Below are 12465 nucleotides of genomic sequence, written 5' to 3' on the forward strand. Positions count from 1 at the left end.
CATATGCAAAAAGTAATTTTGAACAATGGCGTTGAGATGCCTTTACTCGGCTTTGGTGTTTATCAGATTCAAAATGCAAATGAATGTGAACAATGCGTTTATGACGCTATTATGGCAGGCTATCGTCTGATTGATACCGCTGCCTCTTATCTGAATGAAGAAGCAGTCGGCAAAGCAATCAAGCGGAGTGGTGTTCCAAGAGAGGAATTGTTTATTACCACAAAACTCTGGGTTCAGGATGCCGGTTATGAAAGCACAAAGAAAGCATTCGAAAGATCACTGGAAAGACTGCAATTGGATTATTTGGATTTGTATTTAATTCATCAGCCATTTGGCGATGTATATGGTTCTTGGCGTGCTATGGAGGAATTATACCGTGAGGGAAAAATCAGGGCAATTGGAGTTAGTAACTTCCAGATGGACCGTCTTGTGGATTTGATTATTCATAATGAAGTAATTCCTGCCGTAAACCAGGTTGAAACGCATCCTTTCTGCCAACAAATAGAAAGTGCTAAACTTATGAAAGAGTACAATGTTCAGATAGAGTCCTGGGGACCTTTTGCTGAAGGAAGAAATAACATGTTCGGGAATGAAATTTTAGTATCAATAGCCGAAAAGTATAATAAATCCGTTGCCCAGGTGATTTTGCGATGGTTGACACAAAGAGGAGTCGTTGCAATTCCAAAGTCTGTTCGTAAGGAAAGAATCATCGAAAACTTCAATATCTTTGACTTTGAATTAAGCCATGAGGATATGGAAAGAATTGCTACGTTAGATACGAAAAAAAGCTTGTTCTTTTCACATAACGACCCTGAAATTGTGAAATGGATCAGTACCCGTAAACTAGATATTTAATACTTATTCTTATACAACACAACGAAATGTAGTACGGGGAACTATTAGTCAGTTTCCGTGGTTATCGGACCATTTAATACAGAAGCAACACGTACGGAATGACGGAAAGCGTCCTTTGCTTTCCGATCAATCCGTAGTGCTTCCGTCCAAGCTATTGTTATCTTTATATCCTATTCCTACAATGTAAAAACTATTTCAAAAAGAGCCTTATGGCTCTCTTAAATCATAAAGTTATTTAACTAATGCTGCTCTCAAATTAACACCATATTCCAAATAGCCCTTTAAACAGGTCAACACATAAACCCATCCTTCTTTATTGCCGATCAATTGATTTATGAAATCATCATCATTTTCATTAAAACCTTCTTCGGTAACTTCAATAATCGTACTCGAAGTATCCAACTCTTTTAGTGTAATCGTAACAATATGTCCATCCCCCCACTGGAACACTATTTTCTTATTTGTCTCAACTTCCATTACTTCTATATCCAATTGAGCATCGTATTCATCATATCTCAATGTAACCGTTTTGCCTTGTTCCCATCTTTCAGAACTCGATGAGAACCAAAAGTTTCCGATTTTTGAAGGGTCTATAAATGCCTCAAATACTTCATTAGCTGGCTTTAATATTTTCATTTTCGTAACGTTTTTCATTAGATACCAACTCACTTTCAATGTATCTATTTTTTCTCTCATTAAGTATCACTAAAACAGCCCCAATGGGTTATCCATGGGGCTATTTATTATTCTAGAAAAAAATAATAATTTATTGATGACCCTCTTGTTGACCTTCTGTGTAAATTTGAAAGGTTACACCGAATTTGTCCGTTACAATCCCATAAGCAGGGCTAAAAGAAGTTTCCTGCATCGGCATTTTTACTTGGCCGTCTTGCTGCAAGGATTCAAAAATTTGTTTTGATTTTTCGATGTCGTTAGTTGTAATACAGATCGTAACTTGATCCCCAATTTGACTGGTATAACCTGGGAATACATCTGAAAACATAAGGTCCGATTCGCCAACCTTTAACAATGCGTGTGCCACAAGTTCCTTTGCTTCTTCTGGTAAAGGAAATTCGGGATTTTCTGGCATTTCCCCAAAAGTTGTGTAAAAAAGGAGTTTCGCATCCAATACTTTTTCGTAAAATTTGATAGCTTCCTTTGCATTTCCGTTCATCATTAAATAGGGGGACAATTGTAATGTCATAATGAAACATCTCCTTAGTTCTAATTTTTTTTCAATACTCGAGTAACTTCTAAACCTACATTTGAACTTGTCAGTGGTAGTAATCACTCTCCCATTATTACCTATAATTGTATTTTAAAACAAAGAACATATGTTCGTCAACAAAGAACTTAATTGAAGACTAACAATTTTTTACTTGTTAAATATAATGAGCAAAAATGTCTACAATATATTAAACAAAAAAGAGATTCCCACCTATTAAGCAGGAATCTCTCCTTTCTTATTATTTCTTCCCAATAGCCACTCTCCACATTTCTGGACCTTCTTCTAAATACTCCCATGTAAACTGATTTTCCCGTTCCATCATAAATTGATAATGAAGAGGACGAGGATCATGGTCATTTGTTAGTTCCATTACTTCTCCAGGCTTTAGACTATCAAATAAGCGGAAAATTGCCGGATGTCGATCACGTGGTTCATAATCAGGTGCGTAAATTCTTGCTGCAAATTGGCTCACAAAAAATGCCTCCTTTAAATTATCATATTTATAATATTTACATCATACTATCTCAGTTTATTGGTTATAGTGATATACATCACAACTCGTGGCGAAATTCTCAACATACTCGAAAGGAGAATGAAAATTGAAGGAGTTCATTGGATTTTGTTCGGAATGCGGCAAACAAATTTTTTGCTTAGATGGATTTTTAAACGGTGTCGTGAGCGATGATAAAAAAAGGTTGTATTGCTTTCAGTGCTCAGAAAAAAAGAAGGAGAATTAAACCACTAACCATATAAGAAACATACTAAGATTATTAGAAGTTAAAGAATAGGTAGTAATCTGTGATAAAAATCACAACAATTGAGATTGAAATTCACTATCATAAAATTGATAGGAGATGAGGACAATGGGAAAAATGATCGAATTAGATGTTCGCGAAGATTTACAAAAGAAGTTAGAGCCGTTTCAAAAAATCATGAATGCTATTCAGCCGCTCGAAGCGGGAGATACATTTATTTTGCATGCTCCGTTTAAGCCCGTACCCCTATTTGCGGTGATGAAGGCTAAAGGCTTTACGTATGAAGCTGAAAAGCTCGATAAAAAACACTGGAAAGTGACGTTTGTGAAACGGGGGGAATGAAATGATTCTCGATAATCGGGGCTTAGAGCCGCCGCAGCCAATGATGAGAACTTTAGCGGCATTGGAAACATTAAAAGATGGAGAAACACTCACGATCATTAACGACCGGCGGCCAATGTTTTTATACGAACAACTCGACGAACTCGGCTATTCATATGAAACAGCGGAACGCAATGACGGAAGCTTTCAAATTACAATTACAAAGGGATGACAGCAATGTTTACTGCTCACCAAACGTATGAAACGAACATTCGGTTGCCATTTTCATTTATTCTATTTGCCGTCATTGCTTTCATTCCTTCGCAATTAATTTTGTTGTTTTCCGGCCCCCAAATTGTCAATGGAGCATTCCGGATCCCCAGCGTTTGGGCTGCGGTCCATTTAGCGGTGCTCGGCTTTGCTCTTATGACAGCGATGGGTGCTATGTATCAGCTCGTTCCTGTGGCGTTTTTAACACCGATTTGGAACGAAACGTTAGGGTTTATTCAGTTTATTATAACAGCCGTTGGAATTTCACTTTTTTCGGTGTTCCTAACGTTTAAGCCGCAATTATCGTTTATTCCCGGTCTATTACTTGTCGTTGGACTCATCCTATTTTTCATTCAAATGTTCATGACATTAAGTAAACAATCAAATAAAAATATAATGACTTTGTTTGTCAGCTCGGCGCTTGTTTTCTTACTGTTAACCATAGTGCTCGGCCTGACTCTTGCGTTTCACTTTTTTAGCGGAACGGAAACAATTAATCATTTATTTCTTTTAAAAACGCATTTATTATTCGGAATTTCCGGCTGGTTTACACTATTAATTATCGGTTTTTCTTATAAAATGGCGCCGATGTTTTCGTTGGCGCACGGATTTTCGATGAAGCTGGCTCGATATGTATACATTTTTTATATGAGTGGACTCATCATTTCTTTTTTCAGCTTTTTTAAAAATGATGACGTACTATTCCCTATTGGTACAATTCTTCTGTTTATTGGATTTGCATTGTTTGTTTATCATATGTTCACCATTTTACAAAAAAAAGTGAAGAAAAAGTTAGACCGGCCATTTCTCTTTGCCTTACTGGCAATTGGAATTGCTCTTCTCCTGCACGGAGCAGCTGTTTTTCTTTCTTTTGATGCATATCCGTACGGTTTTGCCATTCTTCTGTATGGATACATTTTCGGATGGGTTATCTTAAGCATCATCGGCTATTTATATAAAATCGTTCCTTTCTTATGGTGGACACACCGTTATAGCAAAAAAATTGGCAAAGAGAATGTGCCAACGTTAAAACAAATGATGAATGAAAAATTGACAGTCATCCAATGCTGTTTGTTCATTATCAGCCTTGCTGGCGCTGCTTGTGCATTCATCGTTTCAAGCTTGCCATTATTTTATATTGCACAAACTGGCATGGTTCTCTTTTCACTTTTGTTTGCTTATTCGATCCTTTCCGTTTTATTCAAATAAGGAGGCTGAACAAAATGATGAAAGAAAAAATTATCGAACAACTTCGCTATGTCATTGACCCTGAATTAGGAATTAACGTCGTCGATTTAGGACTCATTTATGATATTAATATTAATGAAGGAAATGTATTCATTTTGATGACGCTTACCACACCGGGTTGTCCGCTCCACGACTCCATTGTCGGTGGTGTGAAACGAGCTCTGGCAGACATTGAGGGGATTAAAGACATCGATGTACAAATCACGTGGAATCCGCCTTGGACACCGGAGCGAATGAGTGATGAAGCATTGCGGCAATTAGGCCACCGTTAATAATTACGTATACCAAGCCATTTTAAAAGAATAAGGCTGACCCAAAAATTAAGAGCCTGGCACCCTTAGTTACTAAATATCATTCATATTTAATGACTGCAGACGGAAGCCGGAAATTTATGGGTCAGCCTCTCTATTAGGAACCTATGCAATTCTGAAATTAATGATTTTATGCATTTTTTCCATCTTTGGCTAACATAACATAAAGGCTGGCATTCGTTTTTCCGTTATTCGTAAAAGCCATCTCTTCGTCTCCAGGACAAAAAACAACGTCATCTTTTACGACATCGATTTGTTCTTGATTGATCGAAAACACACCTTGTCCTTGTAAAACTAACAAATATACATTAGCTCCTGGATGTTTATGTGCAGGCAGTGATTGCCCTGGTTCAAAGTTCAAAACAAAGACCGTGCTATCTCCCTCATTGAAAATGACGTGTTTTGTAAACCTTTCTTTGTTGTATTCAACGAAATCAGTTAACTTTTGTTTTTTCATGTGTTCTCCCTTCTCTTTCCATTACTTATACCCTTTTTACAGGATGGGCAAACTTGCAGCTCCTTCATGTTAACACCGTGTCATCCTTCTCTGGGTCGTAATTTTCTGTAGACTGATTCAAACTATTCGCTTCTTTTTTTATGGACCATCCCGTTTTTAAACCGAGGATAAACCAGCCTAAAGCGAAAGCTCCGATCGCAAAAATCGTATCACCAATAATACGAATCCAATGAAACGTTTGAACGATGTCTTGCTTTAAAAATTCCGCCGATCTTGCATACCACATTCCGTGTTCGACACTTGCACATGTCTGCATTAATCCAATTGGCAATAAGCTTATAAGGACCATTAAAGCGAGTCCGATATTGATTGTTCAAAACGCCCTCCTTTATTTTTTACTAATATTTTCTCAAGTTAGCGTTTTTATGTGAGGAATTGCTGATAGAGCCCTGAATGGAATAATCTAGGAATAGAGGATTTCTTTTGTTAATCTAGTGAATGAAGGGTTGAATAGAATAAGGCATAAGGGTTGATGGAAATGGTAAACGATCGAAAGATGGCGAACGTGCGCATCAAACGCATTTACTCGCCGGTAGAAAATGAAGATGGGTGCCGCATTTTTGTGGATCGCTTGTGGCCGAGAGGCATCTCAAAAACGGAAGCGCGATGGGATCTTTGGTTCCGAGAGGTCGCACCCAGTCCTGAACTTCGCAAATGGTTCGGCCACAAGCCTGAACGGTTCGCGGACTTCCGCCAACGATATGCTAGGGAACTCGCGGAAGACCCGGTACGCCGCGACAAGATAGAACAATTGCGGGAATTGGCCCAGCAAGGAACGATCACACTTCTATATGCTGCAAAGGATGAAAGGCATAATCACGCGGCCGTTTTACGGGACGTCGTATTGCAAGGTTTTCAGCCTGAGGAGGAATAAAGTGAATGAATTCATCCGGGAACTGTGCGGTCTGAGGGAGGAAATCTATTGCCGGGACGGCTTTCTCGACGGCATCATAACTGAAAAATGGCTGCGCAAAAGTGGATATTTTTTTGACGAAAGCGTTTAATAAGTATTACAGCTAATTTTAGAAGATACTCTTAAATGCCTATTGATTAACTTGAGTTTCGTCAGAAATTGAAAAGGAGGATTTTTCTATGGATGTTTTGACAGCGATTGATAAACGCCGAGAGATCACTCACTTCAGTCCGGATCCCATTCCAGATGAAGTATTGGACAAGTTGGTAAAATCTTTATATCTTTCTCCCAGTGGAAATAATCTCCCTTCACGGGAATTTATACTGGTAACCAAACGTGAAACATTGAAGGCATTAACGCCTACGACTCCATATATGAAATGGCTTGAAAATGCAGCGGCGGCTGTTATTATCATCGGAAATCCGGATCTGAGCAAATACTGGCTCCAGGATGCTACACTTGCCGGTGGATATTTGTGGTTGACTGCCGCATCTCTTGGACTTGGCGCTGCCTGGGGAGCCGTGTACCATTCGGAAGATCCGGAAGAATCATCCAGACGTGAAAGTTTTGTGCGTGAACAACTTGCCATCCCCAATCACTATCGGGTGGTTTCCATCATTGGTCTCGGATTCCCCGCCAAAGAACCGCCCGCTAAGGAAATGTATCCATTGGATCGCGTTTTTCACCGTGAGGCATACAAAAGAAAAGAATAGAAAGGTGCACCAAAAAATATATGTATATAAAACTGTCAAACTGGAAAAGCTTATAATGTATTCCCCTTTTATTAAAAAAGCATCTGCCCGTTGGCAGATGCACTTTTTTTGGCGTGTTTCTTCCTAATCTTATAGACATAAAAAAAGATAGGCCGTAGGAAATTCATAAGTTCTTGTACCACACTGAATAAAAAATTTATTTTATGTATAAATTTGTATTTAATCAAACGTTTGATTAATAAATGAATTGTACAAGCCCAATTTACTTTTAAGAAAAGCAAAATGTATTCGAAAAAATTTCAGGCAGCGACCAACAAAAAGGAGTTTTTTGGTTGAGAATCCAACAAGATTATAGACCTTGTCATATTTCGGCTGTACAGTTCCTAATAGTGTCTGAATAAGTACCGGATCATGGTCGCTTGCACGTCCGTGCTCCTCCATGAAGGATGAGTTTATATGGACAATATCGACGATTGTTGATTGTGCCATGTTATTAGATACTAAATAGGTAATAATTGCCGAGAAGATCCTTACTTCAACCTAATTCAACCTAAATAAGTAACGAAAAAAGAAAAAGAACCAGAGCTGCGTAGCCCTGATTCCTTCGCTTAACTGAATTTATACTGTCTACTTTTCGGATCGCAGTGCACAGGCACCGAGTCCAATCCTCAATTAGTAAACGATGTCAAGATTTTATAAAGAACACTGCGTTTTTTATCTAATGTCGCCAAAAATTCTTCCCTTGTTGCATTTTCCGTTAAATAACTGGAATACTTAATCTTTTTAGCGGTCACCGGCTTATTGATATTCCATGTTTCATTCTCGACATGCAGGCGGATGCCTTTCAGTCCGCTATCATCCTCTATACTTGCAATGTTCAGATCGGATGACGATTTTCTCTCGAAGAAATTTCGATCTAACAAAATATCAGTTTTAAAATAGTTTTTTGCACTTAACAATTTTGATTTTTTCAGCTCAGGCAAATTCTGAGTCACTTGCATTTTGAACTCCTGCAGACCGGCTTTGAATTCAGCGGCTGTCATGCTAGAATCGCCGCCTGTCGCCTTGTTTAGTTCATTCACAGCATTAACAATTTGTGTAATTGCCTTTTCGTTTTTTAATAAATTGTTGAGAAACGCCAACAGAAATTCCGGAGCTTCGTTCGCATATATTTCTGCATGCACTTTATATCCTGCAACTGTGCCACCTTGCACTTTCTCTGATTTAGTTTGTACACTAATGTGTTTAGGATTTGGTAAATTTTTCACAATAGGTTCACAAATCTTAGTTTGCAAGTCTTGAACCCATTTCTCATTTTGCGATGTTCCGTTATCCATCGGAATGCGAATCGGTTTTGTGGCGTTATCTATTAAAAGAACCATTTCTTTTTGATCCGCATATAATCGAAAAGGGATTTTTCCTTTTTGAAGAATTACATTCCCCTCAAGTGACAGCGTATTGATGTTTTGCATTTTAGTCTGAACCGTAAGCTGCGCATGATTGAGGAGATCTAGCACTTTCAGTAAATCTTTATCTTTCACTTGCGCTTTATTGTACGTTAAGTGCCAAGAAGCTGTCATTTTACTCTCAGCGGACTTAATTCTTGAACTGTTTAGAACCATTTGATTGAGATTAACACCCTTAATAGATTGACACCCTGTAAGGAATAATATAGATGTTAATAAAGCAAGAATGAGCTTTTTTACCATTTAAAACTCCTCCAACATATCATCATTGATTTTTGATATTCCTTTCATAGATAGGCTGAATTACGTTCATCTCCTACACATAACCCTGAGAGAGGTTAATGCTTACACCAGTAAGAGTCGTAGATGCATAGCCGATTAAGATGCTAATAATAGAATTGCTATAATTGACAAAGAAATCACTTTCATGACATTCTAAACCCAATTATATCCCCTCCCTTTTATAGAAATTTTTACATAAGTATGTTTTGTTTGACAAGTAAAAAAATACAAAATATACGGTGAATTTGTACACAACCTTGATATATAAATTCAGTTTATAATGCCGACTGTTTAATCAACCTGATGTTAGTCTAGATTATAGACACGACGAATAGAGAAATATTTAGTAAATCTATCAAACATCACTAGCAATGAATTCCACAAAAAAAGCCTCGCAGAGATTTCTCTCCGCAAATCTTTCCTCTTCATTAAGAACGGGGGAATGAATAAGAATTTAATTAGACACTTGGTGCATAACTTAGCACGGTGTTCGCTGCTGCCATCTGCCTTAAACACTCCAATTTATTAAAAAAAGAGAGATTGCAAACAAGAGATTAATATAGAATTCATTGAGCGGTTACTGTCCCGACAGTTTCTTTTTAAAACCATGTATATTTGTAGCATTAACCTTCATTGGTATCGTAAATCTTATTACAAATCACCAATCGATCGAGAAAGATTAATAAAATTAAGTATAGAAGTGTATTCAGATGGATGTTTTACTGAGAATTGATGCCCAATATAGAGCCGAAAAGAAACATGTATTCGAAAAATTTCGGCTAGCGACCAACAAAAAAGGAGAAGTAATCACTTCTCCCTTTGAATCCTTGAATATGATATTTGAAGTGTCGACTCCATCCGTTTTCGTCCATAATTGAACGTTTTCTGCTCCTCTAATTTCTTTTACATTGGCATTGTCGATTAATACTTCTTTTATTTCAGCACCGCTTAAGTCGATGACAGCATCTTTTGAAGTAGGGCTGATCACGATTTTCGTATTTTTTAGACCTTCACCTTTAAGGGTTGCTGAGTTCTTTAACAAGATTCCTTCTCTAATTACTGAAGTGCTGTCCATGTTGATTAGTGAGTTGGCCGCTTGAATGGTTAGTTTTTTGGTTGAGAATCCAACAAGGTTATAGACCTTGTCATATTTCGGCTGTACAGTTCCTAATTGTGTCTGAATGAGCACCGGATCATGGTCGCTTGCTCGTCCTTGCTCCTCCATAAAGGATGAGTTTATATGGACAATATCGACGATTGTTGATTGTGCCAAGTTATTAGATACTAAAATGTGATCAAGCACTTGGGAGTTTCCTTGATACGTATACGAATAGCGTTCTTCTGCAGGAACTTTCTCGATCATGTTCGTTAATTCATTTCCTTTGAGTGTTTTTAAAGGATTTGAGAATTCGAAATCATTAAAGTCTCCTAATACCACAATCTTTGCATTCGGATCTTTTGATTGAACATCTTTTACAAAGCTGTTAACGATTCTAGCAATTTCAAGGCGTTTTGCCTCACTTGATAGAACCGGAGGCTGTACCTTACCGAATAAAGGAAGGTCCCCGCTTTTTGAATTGAAATGATTTGCTATGACAATCACATTTTTTCCGTTAAATTCGAACTGTGCTGCAAGCGGCTTACGGCTGGAATCAAATGCAGGGTTTGTCGGGTCAATGCGGCCCGGATTTAATGTCAGCTTTCCATTTTCGAAACCAACTGCTTGTGCAGCAGTACCTTTTGGCGCTTCTACAAGAGATACCCGGTCTTTTTTATAAAGGAATCCGACGCGGATATTTCCGCCAGGTGCACCGCCGTCCTTATTATTTTCCGGATCGATATCGGTATAAGCGTATTCCGGCCCCCCAAGTTCTTTAATTTTGTTGATTAATTTTGCAAAACTTTGATCAGCATTGGTATTTCCGCTGTCTGTTTCCCCGTCATTATCCTGAATTTCTGATAAACCGATAATATCCGGCTGCTTCAGATTTTCAACAATTGCTTGTGCTAACTTTGTTACCTTTGCGTCATCCGTTTTCGCTGAAAAATTTTCTACATTGTAAGAAGCAATTGTCAGTTTCTCTGGGTCTGGAGTAATCGTTGTTGTTTCACGAGTTGTTGATCCTTCAATAAGCGGCGGTAAATCAGCCTTTTTGCTTAAAACTTTATAGTTGCTGTAGCTATAACTGACAACACCCTTGATTGAACCATTAAAATGATCTCCCGTTTTTGCCACGAAGTTTTCGTCATTAATATCAATCATAATTCTTTCAGGGTTGTAGTCTGTTTCTGAAATTTTTAATCCGCCGGCTATTGTATTCGTCGGAATGGATTCAGGAACAACGATGACCTCACCATATTTTTGCGGTGCAACAACCTTTGGATTATCAACCTGAACAAGCATTCCTTCTAAGCTTTCAAAAAAGTCAATTCCGTCTTCTTCCGGATCAAATTTAGTAAAACTGTCATTATCGATTATTTCAGTCGGAAGTTTGCGATCTTTTCCAATCACAACAGGGGCAGGAAGCGGTTGTCCGCTTGAAACTTTTACAATGGAGCCCGATGACGCATTTATTTCGGTAACCGGCAAATCGGTTTGTAATTTTTCAGCATAACCCTCTAATACATATTCCTTCACTTGTCCAGTTACCTTCACAATGTCACCAACATTTACGCCATGAGATTTTTTATAAACTAATATTCCTTCTGATGTCTTATCATCATGATCCGGCTGTAAATCTTGCATATAAAAATTATTAGCATCAACCACATACGTTATGATTCCTTCTACATCTGTTACATTTTTTCCATCTAATGGCGAAGTGTGCCCTGCACCTTGAATATCATGAATGCGAATCCCACCATCTTGAACGATGTATTGAAAAGCAGCTACATCACTGTTTTGTAATCCATCCTTTACCGCAATCGCTTTAATCGTTGTGTTTTCAGTTATGGGAATTGGTCCATTATAAACGAGACTACTTGTGGTTGGTTCGGTGTTGTCTGTTGTGTAGTAGATGGCTGCGCCTTCTGTAGCTGTTGATAGTGTTACTTTTGTTCCAGCTGCAACTGCTCCGGCTGCAGGGGAAGCGGTGACTGGTTGGACTTTTGTTGGGTTGGTGTCCTCAACAAATTCAATACTTGTTAGTGATTTCAAGCCAGGTAAACTATTATAACTTGTCAAATTTCCTGTAACTCGAATTTTTTTACCTAAATTTTCTGGCTTTTTAGCCAAACTAAATTCATCTCTATATGGTGCTGTTAACTGAATATTTAACGTTTTGGACTTATCTGTTTCACCAGCTTTATCAGCAATACTAATATTATATAGACCCTGGCTATGATCAAATGGCGGTTCGTAAGTAAAATTTCCATTTCCTTTCGAATTGCCTACTATATACCCTTCCACCGTGGCACCATTTGTACCTTGATTGGCAATTGCTTCAGCAACTGTCATAATTCCGGCTGCTTTGGTTACATTAACCGGGACAAACAGACTTATGGCCATAACCCAAATGAGAACGATGTTAAAAGTCTTCTTCCAACTTTTTATTATCATTTTATCCTCTCCATGTTCATATTTTCT

At 38.0% G+C, this 12465-nt stretch carries 15 protein-coding genes and 1 pseudogene; 8 read left to right on the forward strand and 8 right to left on the reverse strand.

The window, feature by feature from the left end:
- Nucleotides 1-3 precede the first annotated feature (3 nt).
- A complete protein-coding gene (locus tag BMMGA3_RS15140) occupies nucleotides 4-855 on the forward strand; it encodes an aldo/keto reductase (protein WP_003346687.1) in 852 nt (283 codons plus the stop codon).
- Between the two features lie 231 nt (nucleotides 856-1086).
- Here the strand turns inward: BMMGA3_RS15140 and BMMGA3_RS15145 are convergent, their stop codons facing one another.
- The 3 genes from BMMGA3_RS15145 to BMMGA3_RS15155 all read right to left on the reverse strand — a co-directional run bounded on the left by BMMGA3_RS15145 (nucleotide 1087) and on the right by BMMGA3_RS15155 (nucleotide 2555).
- Entirely contained in the window at nucleotides 1087-1509 is a 423-nt protein-coding gene (locus tag BMMGA3_RS15145; RefSeq protein ID WP_003346688.1) for an SRPBCC family protein, read from the reverse strand.
- Nucleotides 1510-1621: 112 nt separating this feature from the next.
- Nucleotides 1622-2059 (reverse strand): VOC family protein, encoded by a 438-nt coding sequence (locus BMMGA3_RS15150; protein WP_003346689.1) that lies wholly within the window; start codon nucleotides 2057-2059, stop codon nucleotides 1622-1624.
- Between the two features lie 262 nt (nucleotides 2060-2321).
- On the reverse strand, nucleotides 2322-2555 hold the full coding sequence (locus BMMGA3_RS15155) for a DUF2249 domain-containing protein (protein ID WP_003346690.1): 234 nt from the start codon (nucleotides 2553-2555) through the stop codon (nucleotides 2322-2324).
- Nucleotides 2556-2946: 391 nt separating this feature from the next.
- Here BMMGA3_RS15155 and BMMGA3_RS15160 point away from each other — a divergent pair, with 391 nt between their 5' ends.
- Genes BMMGA3_RS15160 through BMMGA3_RS15175 form a run of 4 tightly spaced genes read left to right on the forward strand, consistent with a single transcriptional unit; the run spans nucleotide 2947 to nucleotide 4949 of the window.
- Nucleotides 2947-3180: a DUF2249 domain-containing protein gene (locus BMMGA3_RS15160; RefSeq protein WP_003346692.1), complete on the forward strand. Its 234-nt coding sequence runs from the start codon at nucleotides 2947-2949 to the stop codon at nucleotides 3178-3180.
- Nucleotide 3181: 1 nt separating this feature from the next.
- Nucleotides 3182-3391 carry a DUF2249 domain-containing protein gene (locus tag BMMGA3_RS15165; RefSeq protein ID WP_003346693.1) on the forward strand — a complete coding sequence of 70 codons (210 nt, stop codon included), beginning with the start codon at nucleotides 3182-3184 and terminating at the stop codon, nucleotides 3389-3391.
- 5 nt (nucleotides 3392-3396) lie between these two features.
- Entirely contained in the window at nucleotides 3397-4638 is a 1242-nt protein-coding gene (locus BMMGA3_RS15170) for a hypothetical protein (RefSeq protein WP_003346694.1), read from the forward strand.
- Nucleotides 4639-4652: 14 nt separating this feature from the next.
- Nucleotides 4653-4949 carry a metal-sulfur cluster assembly factor gene (locus tag BMMGA3_RS15175; RefSeq protein ID WP_003346695.1) on the forward strand — a complete coding sequence of 99 codons (297 nt, stop codon included), beginning with the start codon at nucleotides 4653-4655 and terminating at the stop codon, nucleotides 4947-4949.
- Between the two features lie 169 nt (nucleotides 4950-5118).
- On the opposite strand, the gene BMMGA3_RS15180 is transcribed toward BMMGA3_RS15175, so the two are convergent.
- Nucleotides 5119-5445 (reverse strand): cupin domain-containing protein, encoded by a 327-nt coding sequence (locus tag BMMGA3_RS15180; protein WP_003346696.1) that lies wholly within the window; start codon nucleotides 5443-5445, stop codon nucleotides 5119-5121.
- A 64-nt stretch (nucleotides 5446-5509) separates the two neighbouring features.
- A complete protein-coding gene (locus BMMGA3_RS15185) occupies nucleotides 5510-5794 on the reverse strand; it encodes a hypothetical protein (protein ID WP_003346697.1) in 285 nt (94 codons plus the stop codon).
- Between the two features lie 189 nt (nucleotides 5795-5983).
- On the opposite strand from BMMGA3_RS15185, the gene BMMGA3_RS15190 reads away from it, so the two are divergent.
- From BMMGA3_RS15190 to BMMGA3_RS15195, 3 genes are all read left to right on the forward strand, one after another.
- Nucleotides 5984-6379: a DUF488 domain-containing protein gene (locus BMMGA3_RS15190; RefSeq protein WP_003346698.1), complete on the forward strand. Its 396-nt coding sequence runs from the start codon at nucleotides 5984-5986 to the stop codon at nucleotides 6377-6379.
- Nucleotide 6380: 1 nt separating this feature from the next.
- Nucleotides 6381-6509, forward strand: coding sequence for a hypothetical protein (locus BMMGA3_RS18525; protein WP_003346699.1), 129 nt, complete (start codon nucleotides 6381-6383; stop codon nucleotides 6507-6509).
- An 88-nt stretch (nucleotides 6510-6597) separates the two neighbouring features.
- Nucleotides 6598-7131: a nitroreductase family protein gene (locus BMMGA3_RS15195; protein ID WP_003346701.1), complete on the forward strand. Its 534-nt coding sequence runs from the start codon at nucleotides 6598-6600 to the stop codon at nucleotides 7129-7131.
- 219 nt (nucleotides 7132-7350) lie between these two features.
- Here BMMGA3_RS15195 and BMMGA3_RS18855 read toward each other — a convergent pair.
- From BMMGA3_RS18855 to BMMGA3_RS15205, 3 genes and pseudogenes are all read right to left on the reverse strand, one after another.
- A pseudogene (locus tag BMMGA3_RS18855) lies at nucleotides 7351-7635 on the reverse strand (hypothetical protein); the annotation flags it as partial.
- Between the two features lie 164 nt (nucleotides 7636-7799).
- Nucleotides 7800-8840: a hypothetical protein gene (locus BMMGA3_RS15200; protein WP_003346702.1), complete on the reverse strand. Its 1041-nt coding sequence runs from the start codon at nucleotides 8838-8840 to the stop codon at nucleotides 7800-7802.
- A gap of 745 nt (nucleotides 8841-9585) precedes the next feature.
- A complete protein-coding gene (locus tag BMMGA3_RS15205; RefSeq protein WP_003346704.1) occupies nucleotides 9586-12438 on the reverse strand; it encodes a DUF6359 domain-containing protein in 2853 nt (950 codons plus the stop codon).
- Between the last annotated feature and the right edge of the window lie 27 nt (nucleotides 12439-12465).

Origin of the sequence: Bacillus methanolicus MGA3 (assembly GCF_000724485.1) — a bacterium.
GTDB lineage: Bacteria > Bacillota > Bacilli > Bacillales > Cytobacillaceae > Bacillus_Z > Bacillus_Z methanolicus_A.

Excerpts from the sequence above, each read along its gene's own strand:
- BMMGA3_RS15175 (WP_003346695.1), top strand. The coding sequence starts at position 4,653 with ATGATGAAAGAAAAAATTATCGAACAACTTCGCTATGTCATTGACCCT.
- BMMGA3_RS15195 (WP_003346701.1), top strand. The coding sequence starts at position 6,598 with ATGGATGTTTTGACAGCGATTGATAAACGCCGAGAGATCACTCACTTC.
- BMMGA3_RS15145 (WP_003346688.1), bottom strand. The coding sequence starts at position 1,509 with ATGAAAAACGTTACGAAAATGAAAATATTAAAGCCAGCTAATGAAGTA.
- BMMGA3_RS15180 (WP_003346696.1), bottom strand. The coding sequence starts at position 5,445 with ATGAAAAAACAAAAGTTAACTGATTTCGTTGAATACAACAAAGAAAGG.
- BMMGA3_RS15160 (WP_003346692.1), top strand. The coding sequence starts at position 2,947 with ATGGGAAAAATGATCGAATTAGATGTTCGCGAAGATTTACAAAAGAAG.
- BMMGA3_RS15165 (WP_003346693.1), top strand. The coding sequence starts at position 3,182 with ATGATTCTCGATAATCGGGGCTTAGAGCCGCCGCAGCCAATGATGAGA.
- BMMGA3_RS15205 (WP_003346704.1), bottom strand. The coding sequence starts at position 12,438 with ATGATAATAAAAAGTTGGAAGAAGACTTTTAACATCGTTCTCATTTGG.
- BMMGA3_RS15190 (WP_003346698.1), top strand. The coding sequence starts at position 5,984 with ATGGTAAACGATCGAAAGATGGCGAACGTGCGCATCAAACGCATTTAC.
- BMMGA3_RS15170 (WP_003346694.1), top strand. The coding sequence starts at position 3,397 with ATGTTTACTGCTCACCAAACGTATGAAACGAACATTCGGTTGCCATTT.
- BMMGA3_RS15150 (WP_003346689.1), bottom strand. The coding sequence starts at position 2,059 with ATGACATTACAATTGTCCCCCTATTTAATGATGAACGGAAATGCAAAG.
- BMMGA3_RS15185 (WP_003346697.1), bottom strand. The coding sequence starts at position 5,794 with ATGGTCCTTATAAGCTTATTGCCAATTGGATTAATGCAGACATGTGCA.
- BMMGA3_RS15200 (WP_003346702.1), bottom strand. The coding sequence starts at position 8,840 with ATGGTAAAAAAGCTCATTCTTGCTTTATTAACATCTATATTATTCCTT.
- BMMGA3_RS15140 (WP_003346687.1), top strand. The coding sequence starts at position 4 with ATGCAAAAAGTAATTTTGAACAATGGCGTTGAGATGCCTTTACTCGGC.